Origin of the sequence: Limnohabitans sp. Rim28 (assembly GCF_000293865.2) — a bacterium.
GTDB lineage: Bacteria > Pseudomonadota > Gammaproteobacteria > Burkholderiales > Burkholderiaceae_C > Limnohabitans_A.
The window spans coordinates 76,205-101,525 of the sequence record NZ_ALKN02000009.1; the positions used below are offsets into that span (position 1 = coordinate 76,205).

The 25,321-nt window shown below is 56.7% G+C and carries 29 protein-coding genes; 9 read left to right on the plus strand and 20 right to left on the minus strand.

All coding sequences use genetic code 11. The features are described from left to right. Positions 1 to 11 precede the first annotated feature (11 nt). Positions 12 to 1,460, plus strand: a complete 1,449-nt coding sequence (gene argH / locus B472_RS11480; protein WP_019427067.1) for an argininosuccinate lyase — start codon at positions 12 to 14, stop codon at positions 1,458 to 1,460. A 41-nt stretch (positions 1,461 to 1,501) separates the two neighbouring features. Here the strand turns inward: argH and B472_RS11485 are convergent, their stop codons facing one another. After that, the gene (locus B472_RS11485; RefSeq protein WP_019427068.1) at positions 1,502 to 2,218 is read right to left on the minus strand and encodes an SOS response-associated peptidase family protein; all 717 of its coding nucleotides are present in this window, start codon (positions 2,216 to 2,218) and stop codon (positions 1,502 to 1,504) included. Positions 2,219 to 2,307: 89 nt separating this feature from the next. Here B472_RS11485 and B472_RS11490 point away from each other — a divergent pair, with 89 nt between their 5' ends. From B472_RS11490 to B472_RS11500, 4 genes are all read left to right on the plus strand, one after another. Further along, the gene (locus B472_RS11490; protein ID WP_019427069.1) at positions 2,308 to 2,838 is read left to right on the plus strand and encodes a pseudouridine synthase; all 531 of its coding nucleotides are present in this window, start codon (positions 2,308 to 2,310) and stop codon (positions 2,836 to 2,838) included. An 89-nt stretch (positions 2,839 to 2,927) separates the two neighbouring features. After that, entirely contained in the window at positions 2,928 to 3,566 is a 639-nt protein-coding gene (locus B472_RS11495; RefSeq protein WP_019427070.1) for an NAD(P)H-dependent oxidoreductase, read from the plus strand. Positions 3,567 to 3,681: 115 nt separating this feature from the next. Further along, positions 3,682 to 3,822: a hypothetical protein gene (locus B472_RS17230; RefSeq protein ID WP_019427071.1), complete on the plus strand. Its 141-nt coding sequence runs from the start codon at positions 3,682 to 3,684 to the stop codon at positions 3,820 to 3,822. Between the two features lie 39 nt (positions 3,823 to 3,861). Continuing rightward, positions 3,862 to 4,539 carry an RluA family pseudouridine synthase gene (locus B472_RS11500; protein ID WP_019427072.1) on the plus strand — a complete coding sequence of 226 codons (678 nt, stop codon included), beginning with the start codon at positions 3,862 to 3,864 and terminating at the stop codon, positions 4,537 to 4,539. 4 nt (positions 4,540 to 4,543) lie between these two features. Here the strand turns inward: B472_RS11500 and B472_RS11505 are convergent, their stop codons facing one another. Next, positions 4,544 to 5,443, minus strand: a complete 900-nt coding sequence (locus tag B472_RS11505; RefSeq protein WP_192877867.1) for a DMT family transporter — start codon at positions 5,441 to 5,443, stop codon at positions 4,544 to 4,546. Positions 5,444 to 5,601: 158 nt separating this feature from the next. Between B472_RS11505 and B472_RS11510 the strand changes: the two genes are divergently transcribed. Further along, positions 5,602 to 5,892: a 2Fe-2S iron-sulfur cluster binding domain-containing protein gene (locus tag B472_RS11510; RefSeq protein ID WP_019427074.1), complete on the plus strand. Its 291-nt coding sequence runs from the start codon at positions 5,602 to 5,604 to the stop codon at positions 5,890 to 5,892. A gap of 41 nt (positions 5,893 to 5,933) precedes the next feature. Here the strand turns inward: B472_RS11510 and ntrC are convergent, their stop codons facing one another. The 6 genes from ntrC to B472_RS11540 form a co-directional block, all read right to left on the minus strand. Next, positions 5,934 to 7,439: a nitrogen regulation protein NR(I) gene (gene ntrC, locus B472_RS11515; protein ID WP_026039555.1), complete on the minus strand. Its 1,506-nt coding sequence runs from the start codon at positions 7,437 to 7,439 to the stop codon at positions 5,934 to 5,936. A 36-nt stretch (positions 7,440 to 7,475) separates the two neighbouring features. Then, positions 7,476 to 8,537, minus strand: a complete 1,062-nt coding sequence (gene glnL / locus B472_RS11520) for a nitrogen regulation protein NR(II) (protein ID WP_019427076.1) — start codon at positions 8,535 to 8,537, stop codon at positions 7,476 to 7,478. Next, positions 8,534 to 9,088 carry a hypothetical protein gene (locus B472_RS11525; RefSeq protein ID WP_019427077.1) on the minus strand — a complete coding sequence of 185 codons (555 nt, stop codon included), beginning with the start codon at positions 9,086 to 9,088 and terminating at the stop codon, positions 8,534 to 8,536. The genes glnL and B472_RS11525 overlap by 4 nt, the downstream gene beginning before the upstream one ends. A 122-nt stretch (positions 9,089 to 9,210) precedes the next feature. Beyond that, on the minus strand, positions 9,211 to 10,626 hold the full coding sequence (gene glnA / locus B472_RS11530; RefSeq protein WP_019427078.1) for a type I glutamate--ammonia ligase: 1,416 nt from the start codon (positions 10,624 to 10,626) through the stop codon (positions 9,211 to 9,213). Positions 10,627 to 10,899: 273 nt separating this feature from the next. Continuing rightward, entirely contained in the window at positions 10,900 to 11,715 is an 816-nt protein-coding gene (locus tag B472_RS11535) for a molybdopterin-binding protein (protein ID WP_026039557.1), read from the minus strand. Between the two features lie 32 nt (positions 11,716 to 11,747). After that, positions 11,748 to 12,686, minus strand: a complete 939-nt coding sequence (locus B472_RS11540; protein WP_019427080.1) for an EI24 domain-containing protein — start codon at positions 12,684 to 12,686, stop codon at positions 11,748 to 11,750. Positions 12,687 to 12,796: 110 nt separating this feature from the next. On the opposite strand from B472_RS11540, the gene B472_RS11545 reads away from it, so the two are divergent. After that, a complete protein-coding gene (locus B472_RS11545; protein ID WP_019427081.1) occupies positions 12,797 to 13,621 on the plus strand; it encodes an alpha/beta fold hydrolase in 825 nt (274 codons plus the stop codon). Here B472_RS11545 and B472_RS11550 read toward each other — a convergent pair. Next, a complete protein-coding gene (locus tag B472_RS11550; protein ID WP_019427082.1) occupies positions 13,611 to 14,330 on the minus strand; it encodes a pseudouridine synthase in 720 nt (239 codons plus the stop codon). The genes B472_RS11545 and B472_RS11550 overlap by 11 nt on opposite strands. Positions 14,331 to 14,404: 74 nt before the next feature. On the opposite strand from B472_RS11550, the gene B472_RS11555 reads away from it, so the two are divergent. Then, positions 14,405 to 14,689, plus strand: coding sequence for a hypothetical protein (locus B472_RS11555; protein ID WP_026039558.1), 285 nt, complete (start codon positions 14,405 to 14,407; stop codon positions 14,687 to 14,689). 76 nt (positions 14,690 to 14,765) lie between these two features. Here B472_RS11555 and B472_RS11560 read toward each other — a convergent pair whose 3' ends face one another. The 9 genes from B472_RS11560 to B472_RS11600 form a co-directional block, all read right to left on the minus strand. Further along, positions 14,766 to 15,353, minus strand: coding sequence for a malonic semialdehyde reductase (locus B472_RS11560; protein WP_019427085.1), 588 nt, complete (start codon positions 15,351 to 15,353; stop codon positions 14,766 to 14,768). Between the two features lie 29 nt (positions 15,354 to 15,382). After that, on the minus strand, positions 15,383 to 16,390 hold the full coding sequence (locus B472_RS11565) for a tripartite tricarboxylate transporter substrate binding protein (protein WP_019427086.1): 1,008 nt from the start codon (positions 16,388 to 16,390) through the stop codon (positions 15,383 to 15,385). Between the two features lie 35 nt (positions 16,391 to 16,425). Further along, positions 16,426 to 17,043 carry a nuclear transport factor 2 family protein gene (locus B472_RS11570; RefSeq protein ID WP_019427087.1) on the minus strand — a complete coding sequence of 206 codons (618 nt, stop codon included), beginning with the start codon at positions 17,041 to 17,043 and terminating at the stop codon, positions 16,426 to 16,428. A 20-nt stretch (positions 17,044 to 17,063) separates the two neighbouring features. Beyond that, a complete protein-coding gene (locus tag B472_RS11575) occupies positions 17,064 to 17,366 on the minus strand; it encodes a Dabb family protein (protein WP_019427088.1) in 303 nt (100 codons plus the stop codon). Between the two features lie 12 nt (positions 17,367 to 17,378). Beyond that, the gene (locus B472_RS11580; protein WP_026039560.1) at positions 17,379 to 17,684 is read right to left on the minus strand and encodes a YciI family protein; all 306 of its coding nucleotides are present in this window, start codon (positions 17,682 to 17,684) and stop codon (positions 17,379 to 17,381) included. Between the two features lie 17 nt (positions 17,685 to 17,701). Next, positions 17,702 to 19,021 (minus strand): TRAP transporter large permease, encoded by a 1,320-nt coding sequence (locus B472_RS11585; RefSeq protein WP_019427090.1) that lies wholly within the window; start codon positions 19,019 to 19,021, stop codon positions 17,702 to 17,704. Next, positions 19,014 to 19,574 carry a TRAP transporter small permease subunit gene (locus tag B472_RS11590; protein ID WP_019427091.1) on the minus strand — a complete coding sequence of 187 codons (561 nt, stop codon included), beginning with the start codon at positions 19,572 to 19,574 and terminating at the stop codon, positions 19,014 to 19,016. The genes B472_RS11585 and B472_RS11590 overlap by 8 nt, the downstream gene beginning before the upstream one ends. 146 nt (positions 19,575 to 19,720) lie before the next feature. Next, positions 19,721 to 20,815 carry a C4-dicarboxylate TRAP transporter substrate-binding protein gene (locus tag B472_RS11595; protein WP_019427092.1) on the minus strand — a complete coding sequence of 365 codons (1,095 nt, stop codon included), beginning with the start codon at positions 20,813 to 20,815 and terminating at the stop codon, positions 19,721 to 19,723. A gap of 54 nt (positions 20,816 to 20,869) precedes the next feature. Then, complete coding sequence (locus B472_RS11600) at positions 20,870 to 21,700, minus strand: intradiol ring-cleavage dioxygenase (protein WP_019427093.1); 831 nt, start codon at positions 21,698 to 21,700, stop codon at positions 20,870 to 20,872. Between the two features lie 134 nt (positions 21,701 to 21,834). Here B472_RS11600 and B472_RS11605 point away from each other — a divergent pair, with 134 nt between their 5' ends. Further along, positions 21,835 to 22,764, plus strand: a complete 930-nt coding sequence (locus B472_RS11605) for a LysR family transcriptional regulator (RefSeq protein ID WP_026039562.1) — start codon at positions 21,835 to 21,837, stop codon at positions 22,762 to 22,764. Positions 22,765 to 22,963: 199 nt separating this feature from the next. Here the strand turns inward: B472_RS11605 and B472_RS11610 are convergent, their stop codons facing one another. Next, on the minus strand, positions 22,964 to 23,854 hold the full coding sequence (locus B472_RS11610; RefSeq protein ID WP_019427095.1) for an NAD(P)-dependent oxidoreductase: 891 nt from the start codon (positions 23,852 to 23,854) through the stop codon (positions 22,964 to 22,966). 61 nt (positions 23,855 to 23,915) lie between these two features. Next, on the minus strand, positions 23,916 to 25,268 hold the full coding sequence (locus B472_RS11615) for an amidohydrolase family protein (RefSeq protein ID WP_019427096.1): 1,353 nt from the start codon (positions 25,266 to 25,268) through the stop codon (positions 23,916 to 23,918). Between the last annotated feature and the right edge of the window lie 53 nt (positions 25,269 to 25,321).

Sequence of the window (25,321 nt, forward strand, 5' to 3'; positions counted from 1 at the left end):
ATCTCCCACCTATGACAAACCAACTCGACACCAAATCCCAGGCCTGGTCGGCGCTCTTTTCTGAACCCATGAGCGAGTTGGTCAAGCGCTACACCGCCAGCGTGTTCTTTGACAAGCGACTGTGGAAAGCCGACATCACCGGCAGCTTGGCCCACGCCGACATGCTGGCGGCGCAAAAGATCATCGCCGCGCAAGACCTGGCCGACATCCAGCGCGGCATGGCGCAGATCACGCAAGAGATCGAGTCCGGCGCTTTTGAGTGGAAGCTCGACCTGGAAGACGTGCACCTGAACATCGAAGCGCGCCTGACCCAGTTGGTGGGCGACGCCGGCAAGCGATTGCACACCGGCCGCAGCCGCAACGACCAGGTGGCGACCGATGTGCGCCTGTGGCTGCGCAGCGAGATGGACCTGATCATCGAGCTGCTGACCGATTTGCAAAAGTCACTCGTCGATGTGGCCGAGCGCAACGTCGAGGTCATCATGCCCGGCTTCACCCACCTGCAAGTGGCGCAGCCTGTGAGCTTTGCGCACCACCTGCTGGCCTACGTCGAGATGTTTTCACGCGACGCTGAGCGGATGAGCGACGTGCGCCGCCGCACCAACCGCCTGCCGCTGGGCAGCGCCGCCTTGGCTGGCACCACTTATCCGCTGGACCGCGAACGCGTGGCCCGCACCCTGGGCATGGTCGACGAAAACGGCGAGCCCCAAGTCTGCCAAAACAGCCTGGACGGCGTGAGCGACCGTGACTTCGCCATCGAATTCACCGCTGCCGCCAGTCTGTGCATGGTGCACATCAGCCGCTTCTCCGAAGAGTTGATTTTGTGGATGAGCCAGAACTTTGGCTTTGTGAAGATCGCCGACCGTTTCACCACCGGCTCGTCCATCATGCCGCAGAAGAAAAACCCCGATGTACCCGAATTGGCGCGCGGTAAAACAGGCCGCGTGGTCGGTCACCTGATGGGCCTGATCACCCTGATGAAGGGTCAGCCCCTGGCCTACAACAAAGACAACCAGGAAGACAAAGAGCCGTTGTTCGACACCGTGGACACGCTCAAAGACACCCTGCGCATCTTCAGCGAAATGGTGGGCGGTCAGGTGAACCCTGCAACGGGTCAAAAAGAAGGCGGCATCACCGTCAATGCCGCCGCCATGGAAGCCGCCGTGAAAAAAGGCTACGCCACCGCCACCGACTTGGCCGACTACTTGGTCAAAAAAGGCCTGCCTTTCCGTGACGCCCATGAGGTGGTGGCGCACGCGGTCAAGACTGCACAAGGCTTGGGCGTGGACTTGTCTGAACTACCGCTGGAGACTCTGCAGAAGTTTGACAGCCGCATCGAAGCCGATGTGTTCGGGCCGCTCAGTTTGCAAGGCTCTCTGAACGCACGCAACACCTTGGGTGGAACAGCGCCAGCCCAAGTGCGCTTGCAAATTGCCCGCCACCGCAGCCGTTTGGGCTAAGCCTGCACCTCAGCATGGGGCACTGAGCTGCCCCACGCTGCTTATTTCTTTTGAACGGGGTTGGCCAACAGCAAGTGGGCTGGGTAGGCCCGCATGAACTCGCGGGCCTTATCGAGTGGCGCGCTCAACCAGGCACCGTAGGCGCCCTCGTTCAAAATGGCAGGCATGCGTTTTTCATTGCCGTTTTGGCCATAACGGTTCATCAAGGCGTGGCTGTTGGCGTTCACCGTGAGCAGTGTGAAGCTGATGATGTCCTCATCGCCCTGTGACCAGCGCTCCCACAAGCCTGCCACCCCCATGGGTTTGCCGTCCACCCTTGCAATGCGAGTGGGCACGGCTTTGCGGCTGCGCCAATCGTCTTCCAAAAAAGCTTGCATCGGGATGATGCAGCGCTGGCCTTTCAGCCAGGTCTCGCGCGTGGCCGTGGCGGTGCTCATGGTCTCATAACGGGTCACGGCCAACTTGGTGGACCGCAGCTTGGCGTCAGACGCCGACTTGACCCAAGTGGGCACCAAACCGAATTGGCCTTGGGCCAGCGCCATCACCAGCGCTGGTGTGGGGGCTGCGTCAGCTGCATGCTCAACATCGGGTTCAGGTGCGGACAGCTGGGCTTGTTCAGCTTCCAACATCGCCTTGCGGATGAAAAAACCCGGCTGGCGCGGCCAGACTTCTTTGCCCAGCAAGGCGGCGGGCGGGGCGATGCCAAAGGCCTCGGCGTACAGGTCGGAGCTTTTCAGGCATTCGTATTGGGTGCTCATGCGGTCGATGCTAACCCACGGGCGGTGCGGCTCGGACGTGCCCCTGCGACCTGATACGCTCAGCGCTCGATGACAAGACCTGCTTTGACATGCTGATCCGTTTCAACAAGCCCTATGGCGTGCTCAGCCAATTCACCCCCGAGGGGCGCTGGACCGGGCTGATCGACCACATCGACCTGCACGGCGTGTATGTGGCCGGGCGTCTGGACGCGGACAGCGAAGGCCTGCTGCTGCTCACCGACGATGGGAAAGAGCAGGCCCGCATTGCCGACCCGCGTTTCAAGATGGAGAAGACCTATCTGGTGCAGGTGGAGGGCTTGTTGAGCGACGCAGCGCTGACCGCCTTGGCCCGGGGCGTGACGCTGAACGACGGCCCCACCCTGCCCGCCCGCGCCAGCGCGGTGCAGCCGCCCGCTGAGCTGTGGCCGCGTAACCCACCGATTCGCGAGCGCAAAAAAATTCCAACCTCTTGGCTGGAACTGGTGATTCGAGAGGGCCGCAACCGCCAAGTGCGCCGCATGACCGCCGCCGTGGGCTTGCCCACGCTGCGCTTGATACGCACCGCCGTGGGGCCCTACAAGCTCGACGGCCTGCCCACAGGCACTTGGCAACAAATCTGAGCCCAGGGCATTGGCTTGCGCCAACGCAACACAGGTGTCCTGCGTCTTCCTGCACAATCGCGCATCTTTCAAACCCCTAGGGAACCCCCATGTCTGACTTGCTGAACAAACTCGAATGGCGTTACGCCTGCAAAAAAATGGACCCCACCCGGGTCGTGCCGCAAGACAAAGTGGACCGCATCGTGGAAGCGGCTCGCTTGGCCCCCACCTCCAGTGGCTTGCAACCGTTTGAAGTGTTTGTGGTCACCAACACCGAAGTGCGTGAAAAAATCAAACCCAAGGCTTGGGGCCAAGCCCAGATCACCGACGGTTCGCACCTGCTGGTGTTTGCGGCTTGGGACAACTACACCGCCGAGCGCATCAACATGATGTTTGACATGAGCAACGCCCAGCGCGGCGGCACCAACGAAGGCTGGGAAAACTACCGCCAGATGTTGCTCAAGAACTATCCTGCACGCACCCCGGAAGTGAACTACGAGCATGCCGCTCGCCAGGCCTACATCGGTTTGGGCGCTTCTTTGATCGCTGCGGCTTTTGAAGAAGTGGACGCCACGCCCATGGAAGGATTTGACCCCAAAGCGGTGGACGAGATTTTGGGTCTGAGCGCCCGCGGCCTGCGCAGCGTGGTCATCGTGCCTCTGGGCTACCGCGCCCGCGAGGGCGATTGGTTGGTCAACTTGAAGAAGGTTCGCCGACCCACCGCGCAGTTTGTGACCGAAGTCAAATAATGGCCGCTCCCGCCGAAGGCGGGCACGTTGCATACCCCCACAAAGCCGCAAATCCTGCGGCTTTGTGCTTTAACATCAAGCCTTCCCAAGTCGGGATGCAACCCAAGGAAACACCATGGCCAAAGGCGAACAACGCAGCAACAAAATGGCCAAAAAGCCAAAGAAAGACACGTCCCCCCCCAAGACGTTCACCTCGGACCGCCCCATGGCCCCCTCCACCTTTGTAGCGCCTCGCGGCAAAGTCAAAGACAAGTGATTTTTCAGCCGAGCAGCCTGCCCGCTCGGCTCACCCTGCATGACCCCGATCCACGAAGACGAGCACCTGCTGGTGCTGGAAAAACCCAGCGGCTTGCTGTCCGTGCCCGGTCGCGGCCCGGACAAGCAGGATTGCTTGTCCAAGCGGGTGCAAGACCGCTTTCCCGAAGCCCTGATCGTGCACCGCCTCGACCAAGACACCTCGGGCTTGCTGCTCATGGCCCGGGGCATTGAAGCCCAGCGCCGCCTGAGCAAACTGTTTGAAACCCGCCAGGTCAAAAAACGCTATGTGGCGGTGGTGGCAGGCTTACCCGAGCAAACCCAATCGGCCACATCGCCAGATGAAGGCGGTTGGCGCACCATCGACGGCCCCATCCTGCTCGACTGGGAGCGCCGCCCACTGCACATCATTCACGCTGACGGCAAAGCGAGCCGCAGCCGATGGCGCACCCTGGAAACCAGTACCAGCGCCAGCCTGATTGAACTGGAACCCGTCACGGGCCGCACCCACCAGTTGCGTGTGCACCTGCAAAGCATTGGCCACCCCATGCTGGGTGACTCGCTGTACGCACCGCCCGACATCAAAGCGCTGAGCCCTCGCCTGTTGCTGCACGCGCAGGAGTTGGCCTTTGTGCACCCCTTCACCGATTTGGCCCTGGACTTCAAAGCACCGGTGTCATGGTCGGCCACATCGCCTTACAGCACCGCAAGGTCTTGAGCGATCAGGTTTTGCTTGCAGCCTGTATGCGGCTCGACACCAGGCCACACAGCACCACCAAGGCCATGCCCGTGAAAGCCCATGCATCGGGCATGTGGTCGAAAAACCACCAACCCAACAAAGTGGAAAAGCCGACGGCGGTGTACAAAAAAGGCGAGACCACGGAGGCCGGGGCTTTGGAAAAAGCCACGATCAAGAGGTACTGGCCCAGCGTGGCGGCCAAGCCCACCAAGAGCAGCAGAAGCCATTCATTCAGACTTTCTGGCGTGACCCACGCATTGAGCACCAGCAGCGTGCTCACAGCCCAACCCACCCAGCCCGTGTAGAGCTGCATCACGGCGGGGTCTTCGGTGCGCGTCATGTGGCTGGTCACGGCCTGGAACACAGCGTAAGTCACCACCACCGTGAGCGCCATCCAGCCAACGGCGCTGTCGATTTGCCCACCCGGGCGGATCACCAGCAGGGCACCGATCAAGCCCCCGACCACCATGAGCCAGCGCAGCGCTGAAACCTTCTCCTTCATGACAAAGCGGGCCAACACCGTCAGCACCAAGGGCGTGAGCATGACGGTGGCGGTGAACTCGGCCACAGGCATGCGCTGCAAACAGTAAAAAGCCAACAGGCTGCACGACACCATGAGCAAGCCGCGCAGCAACTGCCAGCGCAGGCTGTGCGTGCGCCACATGGCGCGGCCTCGCAGTGGGGCCAGCACCAAGGTGGTGCCCAGGGCCTGCACCGCATAGCGAAACCACAGCACCATCACGGGAGAGACGCTGAGCAAGACCCATTGGCTGGTGGCATCGCTGAAACTCAGACTGGCCATGGCCAGCACCGCAAAAACGATGGCGGGCCCCAGCCAACGGGTGGGGTTGACTGGCTCTGTCAATGGCGAAGGCTGGGTCACTGGAGGCTTCCAAATCTGTACCACATGATCTTGGCACAGCTTGTCATTGAAAACTGTCACCCAAACCCATGACGAGCGACCATGGTGGGCATCCCTTGCAGGTTCTGTCTTTGGGTGCGCTTGAAAAAACAGGTTTTTGACCGCTACACTCGCCAACCATGTCCCCTGAAATCCCATTTTTCAATGCCTGCATCGCACCCGATGGCGGCAGTTTTGACGCTTGGAAATCCCAAAGCCTGCTCGACTCGCTTGAGCAAGGCGGCTTGCAGTGGCCCAGCTCCTGCAGATCAGGCACTTGTCGCACCTGCATCGGCCAACTGGTCTCTGGGCAAGTGCATTATGAGATGGCATGGCCCGGCCTCACGGCCGAAGAAAAAGCAGAGGGCTGTGTGCTGCCATGCGTGGCAAAACCCCTGAGCGATGTGGTGCTGCGTGACCCCTTCGCCTGATCAAAGTGCAAGGCCTCGTTGGCAGCCCTCGCCTTGATCCCTCAGCTCTCGTCGATACCCAGTTCCTGAATTTTTCGGGTGATGGTGTTGCGACCAATGCCCAGTTTCTGGGCGGCCTCAATTCGGCGACCGCGCGTGGTGGCCAATGCCGCTTGAATCAAACTGGTCTCAAAACGTCGGGTCAAGGCATCCCACACATCGGTACGCCCGGCGTTCAACATGGCCAAGGCTTCCTGCTCCAAGCCCGCATCCCACACAGCAGCACCCGTGCTGGCCCCAACCATGGGGGGCCCATCCAAGCCTGCCGTCGCCACCAAATCTGTGCTGAAGGCAGGGTCATCATGACCGGTCAAAGCAGCAGGCAGCACAGTCACGCCCGACACACCGCCCATGTCCAGCACTTCGGGTGGCAAGTCCTTGACTTCAATGAGCTGCGATGGCGCCATGACGGTCAACCAATGGCAAATGTTTTCCAACTGACGCACATTGCCAGGGAACTGAAAGTGACTCAGACGCTCCAGCGCAGCGTCGTCCATGCGTTTGGGCTCCACACCCAACTGCTGGGCACTGCGCTGTAAAAAGTGACGGGCCAAAGCGGGCACGTCCTCGCGCCGCTCACGCAGTGCGGGCAAACGCAGGCGAATGACATTGAGCCGGTGGTACAAATCCTCCCGGAACACGCCTTCTTTGACACGTTGCTCCAGGTCTTGGTGCGTGGCGGCAATCACGCGCACATTGGCTTTGACGGCGCTGTGGCCACCGACGCGGTAGAAGTTACCGTCCGACAGCACGCGCAGCAAACGCGTCTGCAAATCGAAAGGCATATCGCCGATTTCGTCCAGAAACAGTGTGCCACCATCGGCCTGTTCAAAGCGACCTCGGCGCGAGGCTTGAGCGCCCGTGAACGCACCACGCTCGTGTCCGAAGAGCTCGCTCTCCAGCAAGTCCTTGGGAATGGCCGCCGTGTTGATGGCCACAAAGGGTTGGTTGGCCCGCGGCGAGTGTTTGTGCAGCGCGTGCGCCACCAACTCTTTGCCTGAACCTGACTCGCCCGTGATGAGCACCGTGACATGGCTTTGCGCCAAACGACCGATACCGCGAAACACATCCTGCATGGCGGGGGCTTGCCCCAGCATTTCAGGCGCATCGGCCATCTTTTCTTCGGCCACGTCTTCGCGCTGGCTCTCGCCCACGGCACGGCGGATCAGTTCAACCGCCTTGGGCAAATCAAAAGGCTTGGGCAGGTACTCAAACGCGCCGCTGGAGAACGCCGACACGGCGCTGTCCAGATCGGAGAACGCGGTCATGATGATGACGGGCAAACCGGGCATGCGCTGCTTGATGGCCGTGAGCAAGTCAAGACCTGAGCCACCGGGCATGCGGATGTCACTGACCAACACCTGAGGCCCGTCACTTTCGGCCTCTAAGGCTTTCATCACTTCGCGCGGATTGGTAAAGCTGCGGGTTGGCAGTCCCTCACGCAAAAGCGCTTTTTCAAGCACAAAGCGAATGGATTGGTCATCGTCTACGATCCAAATAGGCTTCATCAACGTAACGCTTTCAGTGTTCACGGGCATTGGCTTTCAGGGCAACGGAATCAAAATTTTGAAATCCGTCCGGCCGGGCTCGCTGTCACACTCGATCATGCCGTGGTGCTGTTGGACAAAGGTTTGCGCCAATGTCAACCCCAAGCCAGAGCCGCCTTCACGCCCCGAAATCAACGGGAAGAAAATCCGGTCCTTGATCGAGTCTGGAACACCAGGCCCGTTGTCCATCACATGCAATTCCAATGCCAGGCGATAACGCTGCTTGCCAAACGTGACTTGCCTCAAGATACGGGTACGCAGTGTGATCTGGCCCTCGCCCTGCGCGATGCGCTCTTGCAGCGCCTGGGCCGCGTTGTGCGCAATGTTGAGCACCGCCTGAATGAGCTGTTCACGGTCACCGCGAAACTCCGGAATGGAGATGTCATAGTCGCGCACCACCTTCAGGCCACGAGGGAATTCGGCCAATATCAGGGCTCTGACGCGCTCGCAGACCTCGTGAATGTTCACGTCACCCACCACATGCGGTCTGCGGTGCGGCGCCAGCAAACGGTCCACCAGGGTTTGCAGGCGATCGGCCTCGTGGATGATGACTTGTGTGTACTCGCTCAACTCTTTGTCATTGAGCTCCATCTCCAGCAACTGGGCTGAGCCCCGAATCCCCCCCAGGGGGTTTTTGATCTCGTGCGCCAAATTGCGGATCAGCTCCTTGTTGGCTTGCGCCTGGTCCAGCAGGCGCTCCTCGCGTTCTTGCCGCGTTTGCTGCTCCACCGGCATGAGCTCCACAATCACTTCGTCGGGCTCATCTGTGGCCGCCACGATCACATGCACAGGCAAAGTATCTTCATGGTGCAAGCGGCGCAACTGCGCCTCATAACGCAAGGCCGCAAACTCGTTGGACTGTGCCCCCACCAAAGCAGACACCAGCGGTTGGGGGTCCAGAAAGAAATCAGGCAGGTGCATGTCGTAAAGCGTTCGGCGCGACATGCCCAAAGCGTCTTCCAAGGCCGCATTGACAAAACGGATTCTCCCCTGCCCTTGCATCACTGCAACAGGGGTGGCCAATAAATCAAAAGATTGGAAACGGGCAACTTTATTCATGGGCTTCGGGTGCTGACCACCGCCGGACGGCGGTCAAGCTCTCGTTGCAAGCTGTCAATGTCACGCTGCGTGCGCTCGATGGCGGCCTTGAGCGAAGACACGCGGTCCAGGTACCTTTGGTGGTGACGGCTTTCAGAAGCCCATTTGACCGGCTCGCCATCGTTGTACTCCTGCACCAAGACGGTGAGTTGCTGTCGAGCCTTGTCCAACTCATGACCCACAATGGTGCGGGCCTGCAGGTCGCGTTCGGCTTGTTGTAGGGACAATGCACGCGCCGGCTCAGTGCTGCGCCCTTCGTTGGATACGGCGCTGGGCGCAAAGGCCGGGGCCCGAGCAGGAGAAGGCCGGGTTCCGGTGATGACCGTGACAGCCTGCGGGGCCAAGCGCTCGCATTGGCGAACATCACTGGGCGCGTTGGTGTATTCCTGTCCGCAACGGTAAATGGCCTCCTGCGCCGAGGCAAGGCCTATGGCAGCGACCGACACACCGAACCCCAAGGCCCCAAGTTGGCGAAAAGTGAAGCCGTTTTGATAACGTCGAAGCGTGAGCATGATTGGACTCCTGTGCCAACAGGCAGTGGACACCCTCAAAACCACATTGAACCAGAAAAAAAGGACGGCCAAGGCCGTCCTTTGAGCGCATTGCACAGGTCGTGCAATGGCATCCATACCGATCAGAGCGAGTAGTACATGTCGTATTCGACAGGCGACACTTCGACGCGGCTGCGGTTGACTTCTTGCATCTTCAAGTCGATGTAAGCGTCGATCCACGAATCGGTGAACACGCCACCCTTGGTCAAGAAAGCGCGGTCTGCGTTCAGTGCGTCCAAAGCTTGATCCAAGCTGGAGCAAACGGTGGGGACCAATTTGTCTTCCTCGGGCGGCAAGTGGTAGAGGTCTTTGGTCGCTGCTTCGCCGGGGTGGATCTTGTTTTCGATGCCGTCCAAGCCCGCCATCAACAAGGCTGCGAAGCCGAGGTAGGGGTTGCACAATGGATCGGGGAAGCGGGCTTCCACGCGGCGGCCCTTGTCGCTGGCGACGTTGGGAATGCGGATCGAAGCGGAGCGGTTCTTGGCCGAGTAAGCCAACTTGACCGGCGCTTCGTAGTGAGGGACCAGGCGCTTGTAGCTGTTGGTGCCAGGGTTGGTGATCGCGTTCAGGGCGCGGGCGTGCTTGATGATGCCGCCGATGTAGTACAGGGCAAATTCGGACAAACCAGCGTAGCCATTGCCTGCGAACAGGTTCTTGCCGTCTTTCCAGATGGACTGGTGAACGTGCATGCCAGAGCCGTTATCGCCAGCGTAGGGCTTGGGCATGAAGGTCGCGGTTTTGCCGTAGGCATTGGCCACGTTGTGGATCACGTACTTTTGCAGCAGTGTCCAGTCAGCGCGCTCGACCAAGGTCGAGAAGCGCGTACCGATTTCGCACTGACCGGCGCCTGCCACTTCGTGGTGGTGCACTTCGACCGGGATGCCCACGGACTCGAGGATCAGCGACATTTCGCTGCGCATGTCGTGTGTGCTGTCCACTGGAGGCACGGGGAAGTAGCCGCCCTTGACGCGGTTGCGGTGGCCTTTGTTGCCGCCGTCCATCTTGGAGCCGCTGTTCCATGGGGCTTCGGCTTCGTCGATCGAGTAGAACGTGTTGTTGGGTTCGGTGCTCCAGCGCACTTCGTCGAACAAGAAGAACTCTGGCTCGGGACCGAAGTAGGCCGTATCGCCCAGGCCCGATTGTTTGAGGTAAGTTTCAGCACGCTTGGCGATCGAACGGGGGTCACGCTCGTAGGCCTTGCCGTCTGTGGGTTCGATCACGTCGCAGATCAAAACCAGTGTGACTTCTTCGAAGAAGGGGTCAATGATGGCGCTGTTGGCATCGGGGATCAACAGCATGTCCGAAGCTTCGATGCCTTTCCAGCCCGCAATGGAAGAGCCGTCAAACGCTTGACCGTCTTCGAACTTGCTTTCGTCAAACTGCGACACGGGCGCAGTGATGTGCTGCCATTTGCCACGGGTATCGGTGAAACGGAAGTCAACGAACTTGACTTCGTTGTCTTTCACCATGTTCATCACATCTGCGACGGTCTTGGCCATCAAATTCTCCTGAATAGAAAGGGATTGAAAAGTTTACTAAGGTGCATTGCAGTTTTTGTGCCAACCAGGCGTTTTCAAACACTGCGAACAGACCGAGATTGTGCCCTGAGCGCATCCTTTTCAGGCTTTGCACTGCAGAAAAAAAAGCAAGGTTCCGCGCCAAGTCTCCATGGCAGCCCCAGCGACCGAGAAAAACCAGATCAGCGCTCGACGCCAAAAAAGAATTTACGCACAATTATGGTGCTTTTTTGCATTATTTTGGTGCAGAATCAATCAACGCACCAATTCGGGGCCGTATTGCAACGAGAAAGCTTGCAAGCCTTGCCGCAGGTCCGCATAGGCGAGCTGCGCCGCGGCTGGCTCGCCCTTGACACCCAACTCGATGTGACGCCCCCACTGGGGGTGGTCAACACTGGGCAAACTGAAGACCTTGACCGCAGGGTGCGCCGCTTCAATGGCTTCCATCAGCGGCGTCAAAGTCGCCTCCATCGCGCCCAAAATGATCACCGACTTCTCGATGTAAGCGTTCAGCCTGAAATGGGCGCTGTACTGGGTGTCTAAAACCGATTCGATCATGGGCCAAGCCATGACCGGGAAACCGGGCACAAAATGAACACGACCACCGGCCACGCCCACGCAGCTGAACCCAGGAATCTTGTTGTACGGGTTACGAATGATGTCGGCGCCTTCCGGGAAAACGCCCATGTTGAGTCGGTGGATGTTGTCCGGGCGGTCAGGCTCATAGGCGACGCCCTGCTCTTTGGCAGTATCTTGCATCCGTTCTTGGATCAAGACCTTGGCTTCTGGATGCAAGGCCAATGGCAGGCCTAAAGCCCGTCCGGCGCATTGGCGGGTGTGGTCATCAGGCGTGGCACCGATACCGCCACAGCTGAAGACCACGTCGCTGGATTCGAAGGCCCGCTTCAAGGTGGCGGTAATGCGATCAGGGGCGTCACCGATGTATTCGGCCCAACCCAGGCTCAAGCCTCGGGCGGTCATCAACTCGATGACTTTGGGCAAGTGTTTGTCCTGGCGCTTGCCGGACATGATTTCATCGCCAATGATGATGAGTCCAAATTGAGGGGTCATGGTGCTGGGTGAGGTCAAGGTAAACAAGGGGATCAAGCGCCGCGCCGAGGATCAACATCGGTCACATCGGTTTTAGGGGTGTTGCTCAACCCCAGCGCAACACCGGCGGCCAAGCGGGCCTCTGCATGCGGAGAGACAGGCTGGGTGGGAAAAATGTCACCGGCAAAAGCTTGCGGTGTCTCCAGGCGCAGGTCGTGCAAGGCACTCAAGGCGTAATGCGCAAACCACAAAGATGCAAACGCGAAAACCAGGGTGTAAATCCAGATCGCCAAAGGCACCAAGATCACAAAAGCAGCGACAAACAACGCGCCTGAGGCCCAAACCAAGCTGGGTGCTGCACCCATCATGCCGGTGATCACGCCCATGCCCAATAGGCTCATGCGGTGGCGCGACAACAGGGTTTGCCGCTCTGAGGCGCTGGCAAATTCGGCCAACACATCAAAAGCCATGATGCGGTAAGTGAGCCAGCCCCAAATCAAGGCGGGCAGCAACATGGCCAAAGGCGGCACCAACCACATGGGCAAGGTGATCAACAAGGCCCCCAAGGCCAACAAGACCGACCACAAGGTCCAGCCCAAACCCGCCAGCGTACTTCCGCCATGCTTGAGCTCAAGTCCGGCAAACCGTCTTTGGGCGACCATGCGAGACAAGGCAGGCGTCATCAGCCAAGAAACCAGCACCAGGCAAACGACCACCACCACGGGGGTGATCAGAAAAATCACCACCAAAGGCGCCACGACCGCCTTCAAATCGGGCAAGCCCACCCCTTCCAACCAGCGCCACACGGTGTCCAGCCAACTGGAAGCATCAAGCCCCGTGCGCACCAGCGCGGTGGCGGCATCCCAATACAAGTAGCCCAGCAACCAGGACAGGGCGACCATCAAAACCAAGGGCAGCAGCGACAAGCCAATGACACGGGGATGAAGGCAATACGCGCCAGCACGCCAAAACGAATCGATCAACAACTTCATGCCTCAAAGCTTAACAGCTGACAACAGCCGACCGCGTTGCGGGTGCTTCACGGCCCGCTACAAAACGCGATCAAAATAGCGCCTCACCATTGAATTTGAAAGCCCCTCAGATGCTTTTGCCCGTGAGCGAAAAAACAGTCGTGTTCGGCATCCAGCTGGAGACCCAGTTCATCCCGGCGCCAGCGGGCCAAGAACACCCTGTACTGGTTTTTTTGCACGAAGGCCTTGGCTGTGTCCGCATGTGGCGTGACTGGCCACAACGCCTGTGTCAACAACTCGGCTGCGCTGGCTGGGTCTATTCTCGGCAAGGCTATGGCCTATCGGATGCTGTGGCGGATGTGCGGGGACCTGCCCAGCAAAGTCCGGACGATCACATTCGAAGCGGCCGTCTCCAGCCAGACTACATGCACCGCGAAGCCCAGCTGGTCTTGCCCGAATTGCTGGACCGATGGGGCATTCAAAAACCGGTTTTGATTGGCCATTCGGATGGGGGAACCATTGCCTTGCTGCACGCCGCCCATCACGATGTCCACGCCTGCATCACCATGGCGCCCCATGTCATGGTCGAAGACATGTCGATTCAGGCCATCCAATTGGCCCGCGAAGCGTTTGAAAAGGGCACTTTGCGTGAACGCCTCCAGCCCTTCCATGCAGACGTCGACTGCGCCTTTTGGCAATGGAACGATGTCTGGCTGAGCGAGGGCTTTCGCAACTTTGACATTCGAGACTCATTGGCCACGGTCAGCGCACCCATGTTGGCCCTACAAGGGGTGGACGATCCCTATGGCAGCATGGCCCAAATTGACGACATTGCGCGCCACGCCCCACAGACCCAAAGGCTCAAACTGGCAGGCTGCGGCCACTCCCCCCACCGTGACCAACCCTTGGCGGTGAGTCAAGCCATTGCGGGCTTTTTGAAAAACCTCAAGGTTTGAGCAAACTCAAATCTTCTTCAGTGAGCCAGCGCCATTGCCCCGGCGCCAAATCGTTCAACGCCAAACCGCCAATGCGTGACCGGTGCAGCCCTTCCACCCGGTTGCCCACAGCCGCCAGCATGCGTTTGACCTGATGGTATTTGCCTTCGGTCAGGGTCAACCTGAGGTGCAACTCGCCTACGGCCTCACAGGCTGCTGCTTTGACCGCTTGCGGATCGTCATCCAGCACCACGCCCGTCAAAAGCCGATCGACCATCTCCGCGGTGATGGGGTGCTTGGTGGTGACTTCATAGACCTTGGGCACATGGTGTTTGGGAGAGCTCATTTTGTGGATGAACTTGCCATCATCGGTCAGCAACAACAGCCCCGTCGTGTCTTGGTCTAGCCGCCCCACCGCCTGGACACCTTGAACCGCGGCTTTTTGGGGGCGCTGGCGCAATGGCGCCGGAAGCAAGGTGTAAATGCTGGGCCAAGTTGACGGCTTTTGTGAACACTCGGTCCCTGCAGGTTTGTTCAGCATCAAATAGGCCTGACCCGCAAAGGGCCAGTCTTCCCCCTGCACCTTGAAACGCAGACCCTCAAGCTCAAAGAATTCGCCCGCATCGACCACGGTCTGGCCATGAACTTGCACATGCCCCTGTTGGATCAGTCCGGCGCAGACCCGGCGGGTACCAAAGCCCTGACTGAACAAAATGTCTTCTAGGCGCATGGGTTTAAGAGTTGGAACTTTCATGGGGCATGATTGTCGCTTCGAAAACAACTTCAACCCAGAGCCTTTTGAAGATGACCCAGAACTCAAGCCCGCTGGTCGCCATGACGCAAGCCCTGAGGCAGTGCGAGCAAGGCAACACAACCACCGCCCGCATGGTGCAAATTTGGCGCGAACAATCGGCTCAGTTGCCCCTGCCAGCAAGATACGGCGAAGTGCTGAATGGACAGCTCGATCGCATGGAATCCAGCGCTTTGTTCAGCGAAGAAAGTTGTTCTTTCAGCCACAAAGACCAGCTGGACGCTTTGAAAATTTGGCTTGAAAAAGCACACCAACAAATGAGCCGGCAAGCCTCTTGAAAACTTTGCCCTGCGCGCGCAACCGATCACCGGGCTCCACCGACCTCAGCAGGCTGGCTGCCTGCGCCTCCATGGGTCAGTAAACGGTGCAGGCCTGCTCAAATGACAATCGGGGATGGCGAGGGAACAGCTTGCTGCTGTCGCCATAACCCAAATTGATCAGAAAGTTGGCGGTGAGGCGGCCATCCGGGAAAAATTCTGCATTCACTTTGGCCAGGTCTACGCCACTCATGGGGCCGCAATCGAGACCCAGAGCGCGCGCCGCGATCATGAAATAAGCACCACTCAAAGTGCTGTTGCGTGATGCAGTCCCTTGGGCCATTGCCGCATTGCCTTCAAACAATGCTTTGGCATTCGGGTTGCTCGGGAAAACCAGCGGCATGTGCTCAAAGAACTGGCTGTCGGTTGCCACAATCACGCACACCGGTGCCGATTGGGTTTTGACCACATTGCCCGGACTCAAGGCGGGCATGAGTCGTTGCTTGGCCGCGTCGCTGGTCAGGAATACATAGCGCGCGGGTTGAGAGTTCATGGATGTCGCCCCCATCTTGGCGATGTCATAGACCTCCTGCAGCAAAGCCGCGGGTACAGGCTTGTCCAGAAAACCATTGGCGGTGCGAGCGTTCAAAAAAAGCTGCTGAAGAGAGGCGTTGTCAATTTTCATGGGGCTGGTCTGAGTGAAAAGTAAAGTGTTTATTCTGCCTTGATGCCGATGTCGCGAACCAATTTGGACCAGCGCTCGACATCTCTGCGAACCAAGGCCCGCGTTTGATCGGCGTTCAGGCTCAGTGGCTTGCCACCCGCTTTGCGGAAAGTTTCTTGTAAATCGGGCTGCGCAATCACCTTGGCCAGTTCGTTGCGCAAACGGTCTTGAATGTCCATCGGTGTCCTTTTGGGCACGAAATAACCAAACCACGACTCCAAGTCCAGGTTGGCAACACCGCTTTCCACGATGGTGGGCACATCCGGGTGCATGGGGTTTCGTTCAGCGCCTGAGACCGCTAAGGCCTTCACACTGCCCGCATTCACATGGACACGCGCTGTGGACGACAGATCAAAGAACAGGTCAACGCGGCCACCCAACAAATCGAGGTAGGCGGCTTGCGCACCTCGGTAAGGAACGTGAACCAAGTCTGCACCGGCCAAGTGCCACAAAGCCGCTGGCAGCACATGCTGGCCCGATCCGACACCCGCTGAAGCGTAAGACAACTTGCCAGGATTGGCTTTGGCGAAGGCCACGAGATCTTTGAGCGAGTTAAGGGGGAGGTCCTTGCGCGCCATCAGCGTGTAGCTGTAACTCACCGCCAGGCCCACGGGCTCAAAGTCGCGCAAACTGTCATAAGACAGTTTGTCGTACAAGCCCATGTTGAGCGCAATGTTGGAGACCGAACCCACCAAGATCGAATAACCATCCGGATCGGCCTTGGCCGCAGCGTCCGTGCCGACCAAGGTGCCAGAACCAGACCTGTTTTCGACGACGATGCTCTGTCCCAGCGATTTGGTCAACCGCTCGGCCAGCGCGCGCGCCACAAAATCAAAACCACCGCCGGGCGGCTGAGGCACGATCACCTTCAAGGGGCGGTTAGGGTATCCCCCTTGCGCCCAAACACCAGGCGCCAAGCCCAACATGCCCATGGCTGGCAGTGCCCGCAAGATGCCGCGACGATCCGCATTCACCCCAAAAATTGGTTCTTTGTTCATCCGTGTCTCCTTGAAAAAAGTGTGACTCAATGTGCTCAGCGCTCTAGAGCACCACCGGCCAACCAGCGTGCGCCACGTTGGTAGAGTTCTTCGACCACCGGCCCTTTGAGCATGGGCATGTCCATCTTGACCGTGTAACCAATCCGCGTTTGGATATAGGCCAAATGGCGGTAACCCTCAGGGAAAGTGGCCAGCGCGGCAGTGTCCAGCTTGAGCACCGCGGTAGAGTCAACCGGGTCGATGCGGTCTTTTTCATAAATGGGCTGACGGTGCAGCAGCTTCCATTCATCTTCGTGACGGATGACAAAGTCGTAAAAACGACCTGTGCACACCACATCGCACATGACAGGGCCATTTTCGCCCTCCACCATGCCCCTCTGAGAGATGGTCATTTTGGTCTGCGCGATGGCACGGTCACCCACCACCTCGATGGCCGACCCCCCCAAAAAATGCAGAATGCTGACCCCTTTGGCCCAACCCTCTTTTGTGACGCGAATGAACTCACTGAAGGGACCCTGAAACCAAGTGGCCATCATCACGCCTTCGGGGTGCCAAACCGTTGCGAAACGATCCCAGTCACCCGCGTCACGCCAAACCGCCCAACGCTCGACCATTTGTCGCACCCGTAATTCGTCACTGAATGAAGGGGTCATGCTTTTATCTCCGTTAAAAATCAATGGGGGGTGTAATCCACTTGGAAGCGGGAAGTGCGCAAATCTGCCACCTCTTGCTTCACGCGCAAGTGCTCTGGGTGACTGGCGTAGGCATTCAGAGCGTCCTGGCTGTCAAACTCTGTGTACAAAACCACATCGCAGGCATAGTCAATGCGGCTGGTGTCAATGCCCAACTCAAGGTGCAAGAGACCGGGAATTTGGCCTCGCAGACTTTCAAAACTGCTTTTCAACTGCGCGATGGCCGTCGCTTTGTCTGCATCAGATGTGCCCCGTACATGCCACATGACGATGTGTTTGATCATTAATCAGACGCCTCAAGCTTCAGGGGGAAAGCCAATTTTTTGAGGCCAGAGGTTGACGAAGGCGTGAACAGCCATACTGGAATAAAGTCCAGCCTTAGTGAATGGCTCATCGGCCAACCATGAATGTGCTGCCTCGCGGCTGTGAAAGTCAATCACCAACAAACTGCCAAGCATGGTCCGTTCATCATCGTGGGTCAGTGGCCCTGCAAATGCGATGCGATCAGCCATGGCCGCCAAGTAAGCCTTGTGCTCCGGACGGATACGTTGCCGCAAATCGGAAAAGTCGGGTTTATCCACAAGTAAAAATACAAATAGCATGAGATTTTTTCCTTGTTTTACATGCGGGCCAACCAAGTTGAAAGACTTGGAAACAGGGCCAGAATCACGAGCGCCAATACCATCACCAGCACAAATGGAAATGCGCCAGCAAAGATATCTCTCACAGATATAGACGGATTGTTCAGCGCACTTTTAACTGTGTAGACAGATACACCAAATGGCGGCGTCAGCAAGCCAATTTCAACGGCTACGACGGTGAGTACCCCGAACCAGATTTTGTCCATACCGAATGCGCTGACAATCGGCAATACGATCGGCAGCATGATCAGCATGATGGATACAGAATCGATGATGCAGCCCAACAAAATCACAATGACCAAATATGCAACGAGGAAACCCCATGCACCCAACCCCACGTCGGTGATGCTAGAGGTGATAGCGGCTGGCAAACCCGTCAAGGCAAGCATGCGGCTGTAGAGTGAAGCTGCGATGATGAGAAAAAGCACTGAAACGGATACGTACCCAGTCTCAGTTAAGACATTCCAGAGCTTTACCCAGTCCAGACGTCGACGCAGCAAGGCAATTAGAAAAGCGCCTGCAGCACCAACGGCACCTGCCTCCGTAGGCGTGAAGAAGCCGCTGTAAAGACCTCCTAAAACAAGTACAACAAGTATCAAAATAGGGAAAAATTTTTGAGCGGCAGTGGCCCAAGTCTCAAGGTCTTTTTCCTCGGTAGCGTCGAAGTTGCCTGAGGTAAAAATCCTGGCTGGACTCAGGTATGCCATGGCAATGATCAGCAAGCAAAAAAGCAAGGCCAAGAGCAATCCCGGCAAGATGCCAGCCATGAACATTCGGCCAATCGATTCCTCCGCTATGACGCCATAAATGATCATCAGCAATGAAGGTGGGATGAGCATGCCCAGTACCGATGAACCTGCCACAACGCCCACGGCGAAGCGAGGCGTGTATCCGTGGCGAATCATTTCTGGTGTGGCCACCTTGGTGAATACCGAGGCAGAGGCGATGGAAATTCCAGTGATGGCGGCAAATACAGCGTTGGCACCCACCGTGGCCAGACCCAGTCCACCGCGCACTCGGCGCAACACCCACTGAAACACATCAAAAGTATCCCGACCAACTCCGCTGATACTGACAAACATGCCCATCAGTACAAACAGTGGGACCACGCCAAAAAGGTAGTCTCGAATGGCATCGTTGGCCGCGGCACCTACAAAGCGTGCAGCAATTTCAGGTGACTTCATGAGCCAAACGGCAACGAAGGAAGTCACAATCAATGCAATGCCGATGTGCATGCCCAAAATAATGAAACAGAGCATGGCAAATATGGCCATGAACCCCAAAACCAAATCAGTCATGCATGCTCTCCTTGCGAGCCTCGCGCCAATCCTGTAAGGTCAGCAGCATGTACTGAACCGCGGCCAAGGTAGCGCCACAAAAAACAACCAAGCGCATGGGCCATGTGGGAAAAGTAAACAGTCCTTCAACGCCGAAAAATTCGCTGTTGTTCCAAGCACGCGTGAACAATGGCCAGGTGGCATAAGCAATCAAGCTACAGGCAATAATGCCTGCAAGTGACAGCAAACAGCGCAAAAACTTGCCCGCAATCGGGCGCTTGCTGAGCAAGGGGCCGAGATAAAAATCGGCGCTGCTCATGCGGCCATGGCGCAAGGTTGCTGGCAATTGCAGAAAAACAATCACGATGATAGATGCCGCCACCATTTCCGCAACGCCGTCAATAGGCCGGTTGAACGCATTGCGCATGAAGACGTCCAAGCACATGAGCACCATGACCAGAGCAATCACAATGGACCCCAGTCCATTGAGGGCATCGACCAATCTGCCAAACAGGCTGTCTTGTGCAGATGAGGCAGGACTGGAGTCGAGATCCGTGTTGGTTTCGTAGGACAAAAGAGACTCCAGTAATTGGAAAACAGATCCGATCACGACCAGCTATAACTGAGCACTTAAAACCAAAGTCAAGGGTTTTTCAGGCAGGCACCCGCTTTGGGTGCCCGACCTTGAACAGAAAAGCGTCGTTGGTTTTTGACGTCAAGTCAGAGTTCTTTGTCCCAGTCACGCAATGGTTTGGCTCCGCGCTTGCGCAGCTCCTCCATATAGGTCTTCAAGATCTGGGCAGCTGGTCCCCGTGAGGCATTGGCCTTTACCCAATCCGCAGTGATGTTGGGCATGGTTTTCGCCCATTTTTCCCGCTCGCCCTGGGCCATTGGCGCAATCTTTACAGGAACTGCTTGCTTGGCACCTTGTTCGCCGATGGCTTTGAGTGCCGCTTCATACCGCTGCATCAGCGTATCGCCAAGAACTCGCGAATACTCAAGGCCAACGTCTTTGACAATTTTTCGAATCTCGGGTGGGAGTGCATTGAAACTGTCTTTGTTCATCGCCATACCGCCGTTGTACAAAGCGCCAATATCTACAGTGGTCACGAAGGGAGCAACCTCATAAATCTTGTTGGGCAAAATGCCCGTTGAAATCGAAATGGTGCCTTCACTGACCCCCGTCTGAATGTCGGTGTAGTAGCTGGTCAGCGATCCATCGACTGGTACGGCTCCAGAACCACGCAGCCAAACACCAACAGCGCCCGGTGCAGAGATTTTTTTTCCGTTCAGATCAGCATAGGTATTGATGGGCGTCTTGGTGAACAGGTGATAAGTGTCTACGCCAGATGCTCCGAGGAACACCATATTGTTACGATCCCATTCTGCTTTGAGGGCCGGAACTTTTTCGTTCATCTCGTTTGCCACTTGCAAGATAGTTCTCACATCACCCGTGGCAAAAGGCGTGACGGTCCCAAACTGCGTCAAAGGCATCTTGGATGCCTCCAAGCTGGCAAACACCCAACCAATATCGGCGATACCCGAACCTACACTGGACAAGGTAGCGTTCATCTTATAAAGCTGCCCTCCGTAAGATTCCTTCCAATCGATCTTGTAGCCTTTGCCAAGTGCCTCAACTCGCTTGTTCACCTCTGGTACAAAGAGTGTGCTCATCAGACCAACCCAAGGCAACGATGTGGGATGGCTGGAGGCAATTGTGAGTTTGAAGGTTTGCTGAGCCTGAACCGGCATCAACACCGATGAAGCCAGCACAGTGACGCACAGGGCCGTCTTGATTAACTTTCGCTTTTGCATGTCTCTCTCCTAGGTTGTTATGAAAAAATCCGCACGCCGGTCGTGTATCAAAAACTACTGCAGTGGATTCAGTACAAAGTTAAATTCAAGCAGATGGTCACCGTTGGATTGTTGCTTCCAACTGACCACCAGTGAATGCCGTACGCCAAACACGACATCCGAATCCAGATATTGGTCACCATCGCGAAACACATGCGTGATCAAAGTCTCGTAGCCTTCAGCTTTGATCATGAAATGCAAATGTGCCGGTCGCCACGGGTGGTTATTGCTAGCACGCAACATTTCACCTACGGGCCCATCGCTTGGAATTGGATAAGCCTCTGCCAAAATGGTTTTAAAGTCGAAACTACCATCCGTTCGCGATTGCAAAACACCACGTGCCTGAGGGTGGGCCAAATCCGCGTACTGCACATCGTAATTGCCGTCCGCATCGGCCTGCCACACCTCGATGGTGGCATTGGCCACTGGCTGACCGTCCAGCCCAAGGACATGGCCACGCACCCAACAAGGCATGCCACTGGCGCCATTGGCAACATCCTGTCCGTTTTGGTAAGAAGGGGCGCCCTCAATATAGAAGGGCCCAAATACGGTCGCTTCTGTACATCCAACGGGCTTCTTGTTGTTCATGGCCACCGTCAGCATGGACAACCCCAAGGTGTCAGACAAAAGGATAAATTCTTGGCGCTTGTCATCGCACTTTTGGCCGGTCCGTGTCAGAAAATCAATGCCCCTAAACCATTCCTCTTCGGTCAGCTTGACTTCGCGCGCGAAGGCGTGCAAGTGCTGGATCAAGCTACTCAGGATTTCCTTGAGTCGAGGATCAGGTGTTTTCGAGAAACGCTCGATCACAGCTTGGGTGATGGTGTCCTCGTTGAGATTGCGCATGCGCCGGTCTCCTGCTTTTTATACTAGGGTGATTGAACTTTAAACGCTCAACGCGATTCAAAAAACTTAGCTGACGCAAATGTCTTTTCCGCCTAGCGAAAAAAATCCAGTTAAAGTGCCAGAAAGGAGAACGTGTGGACCGCTTCGTAGAAATCCAGCTCTTTATCCAGGTTGCTGAGACTGGAAGCCTCAGCCGTGCCGCTGAAGCACTTAACTTGTCCAATGCGGCGGCAAGCCGACACCTTCAGGCTTTAGAGAGCAGACTGGACTCTCGCCTGGTTGAGCGCAATACTCGGCGTCTTTATTTAACAGACACTGGACAGGATTTCTTCAACCGCACCAAGGCAGTGCTAGCCGATCTGCAGGACGCTGAAGATGCCGTCAACGCCAGCGCACTTAACCCCTCAGGGACTTTGCGGATAACAGCTTCGCTCTCCTTTTCTATGCAACACATTGCGCCATTGCTGCGCGCCTACACCGAGCGTTATCCCAACGTGAAAATTCATGTGGAAGCAGCTAACCGCTACTTAGACATCATCGACAACAACATCGATGTGTCCATACGCACACGGGAGTACGAGCCCGACTCCAACATCACTGTAAGGCGACTCGCCCGAACACGTCGGATACTTGTTGCTTCACCCCGTTATCTGGCGCGCAATGGCAAGCCTAAAACATTGGATGATCTTCAGCAGCACCAATTCCTGATCTACACCTATGCCAACAAGCCCAATGAACTGCGCTTCACGCGCGATGGTGATGTCACAACATTGCAGGTCAAGGGATTGCTTGAGTCCAACGACGGTCAGATTTTGCGCGCCGCCGCATTCGACGGCTTGGGCATCCTGGTCCAGCCCACTTACATCGTCTACGAAGACATGGTGGCCGGCCGATTGGTTCCTTTACTCGACGATTGGGATTTACCGCACCTCACGGTGAATGTGGCTTATCCCAGCCGCAAGCATCTATCAGCCAAAGTGCGCACCTTCATTGACTTCATTGTTGAGCACTTCCAGCAAATGGATTACGAGAAAAAATGGTCCGGACGCTTTGGCGGTAGCTAAGGCAAAAAATCCGACAGTTCCACCCCTTGCGACACCCTAGACCCACTTCCGTTTTCTAGACAAGGTGGAAAGAATCAAAGCTTTTTTGGAGCCGAGGATGTCAATTTCTTGCGCCAACTGGTTCAACGCTCCTCTGCCAAAATAACGCGAGCAGGCTGGGGGGTGTACATCAATGATTGCATCGGTGCATTTCTTGAGATCAGTCGAATCGATCTTTTATGGCCGGCCCCAGGCCCACCTCGCGTTCCAGGACTTGGATGATGCTCGCGTAGTCATCCTGGCCAAAGCCTTGGTTTACTGCCGAATGCATTAAGGCTTGCGTCATCGCCGTTTGCCGAAGCGTCATGCTGTGGGCAACGGCCTCATCAAGAATCAGGTCAAGATCTTTGATCATCTGCACCACTGTGAAGGTGGGCGTGAAGTCCCGATTTTCCAATTGCATAGCCTTAGCTTTGACAATAGGAGAGGCAACAGCGCTGACTGTCAACACTTTCCACATGTCCTGCCATTCCAATCCACCTTTTTGCCCAAGTGTGAGCGCCTCTGCCAGCATGGCGCTTGTTTGAGCGATCATGAGGTTAACGACCAGCTTCATCAAGCGAGCCTGCTCGGCATCGCCAAGGTAAAAATGGTTGGGCCCCAAAGCCTCCAGCAGCGGCAGCACCCTTGTGTAAGCAGAACGGGGTCCGGACGCCAGAACAGTCAGCTGGGCATCTTCGGCCATCTTGTTGTTGCCTGAAACCGCCACACGCACATACTCGATGCCTTGGACCGCCAACTGAAGGGCTACCTTGGCCGAGGCAGACGGTGAGACCGTGCTGGTGTCCACAAAAACCGTCCCTGAACGTGCACTGCCTGCGACAGTAACACCTACAGCCAACAGCGCCGAGTCGTTGGGGAGCGAAGAGAAAACGACATCCGCAGCACCTATTCCAGCCGCACCGTCTTTCACAACAGTCAAGCCCTGCGCAATCGCCAGTTCCAAGCGACCCTCACTGGGATCATTGACCGTTAGAGCATGACCGGCACCCGCCAAATGCATTGCCATGGGTAGCCCCATCTTGCCGATTCCCAAAAAATGGATCTTCATGGTGCGAACCTCTTTCAAAAATTGTGTGATTTCATGAATCTCGACCACTTGGTTTCATTTTTCAGAATCCGTTGGCGACCAAACCCAGTCCGGCCATGATCTTTTTTCCAGATGCCTGCAAAGCTGCGAGTTTGGGCGCCAGAATCACATCCAGCAAGCGACCTTGGCGCTTCTTCCAGCGCCCTGCAACCATCACACTGTCTATGTTGGCCAGCGTGGTCTGCATCACCACGGTGTTGACGGGATCATGCATAGGCTGCATGTTCAGATCATCGGAGCGAATCAGCACCAGATCGGCCTGCTTGCCTACTGCGAGCGTGCCAATTCGATGGAGTTGTCCCAGCATGCGAGCGCCCTCCACGGTGACCCAGCGTAACGCTTCACGCGTATTCACAGTGGATGTTGGAGGGATGCTGTCGTGCACGAGACGGTATTCAAAGTTATCCAGACTACGCTGCATCCCTAAAGCCACCCTGGCCTGGGTCAACATATCACCTCCCATCACACTCTCCAGATCAACACCTAGGGACGGGGCCTTGCCTAGACGACGCAGCCTCCCAGTTATCGGATAACCATGGCCTTGCGTCATTTCATTTTCCGCCGCAACAGAGAAACTCATCCCTAAATCGCAAAAGCGTTGAAGCTGCGCGTCGCTGAGTGCGTGACCGTGCACGATGTTGATTTGCTCTCCCAAGAGTCCAGCGGCTTCCAGTTGATTCCAACCCTCTGGCGTGCGAGCAGCACCTCCACCTTGATGCAAGGAACCCACAACTCCAAGCGCCTTGATCATTTGAAAGTCGTGGAGGGCTACCGCCAGGGTGCAATAGTGCGGCCCAAGCACAGCAGCGTGCACGTTAAGCAATTCATGACCTTGATACTTATTGAGCAGACGCTCAAGTTCAGTGCGTGGATGAGGAACTGCCCAAAATGGTTGTTCGCCCGGCTTGGGGTCGGGTTTTGGGGTGCCGTGAAAGAAGGCTGCGCGAATGCCAGACTCCAGTAAAGCAGAGATGGCTGCGTCATTGTGCGCCGGTGTCTTGTTGTTGTGACACCAGTCCACCAGCGTAGTCGTGCCGCAGTTGAGCTGATTGAGCGCACCCACCAGCGTTGCAATATGCAGATCCTCGGGCTCAAACACAGTGGCCAAACCGGCATGCATTTTTTTAAAATACTCCAGCAGTGTCCAATTGGCAGCCAGACCGCGTAATGCAGTTTGCCATGTGTGCATGTGCGCGTTGACCAGACCAGGGATCATGATGCAGCCTCCAGCATCTACCAGCAGTGCGTCATCGGCATTGATTTTGGTGGCTATCTGTGTGATTTTGTCGTCCGTTACAAGAACATCGGCACAAGGCAAATCACCCAAGGTGTCCATGGTGATCACTGTAGCGCCGCGAATCAGGGTGCGGTTCATGGACAAACGTGTTGTATTCAATGGTTGAACTAGATTTCTATGAGTATTTAGAA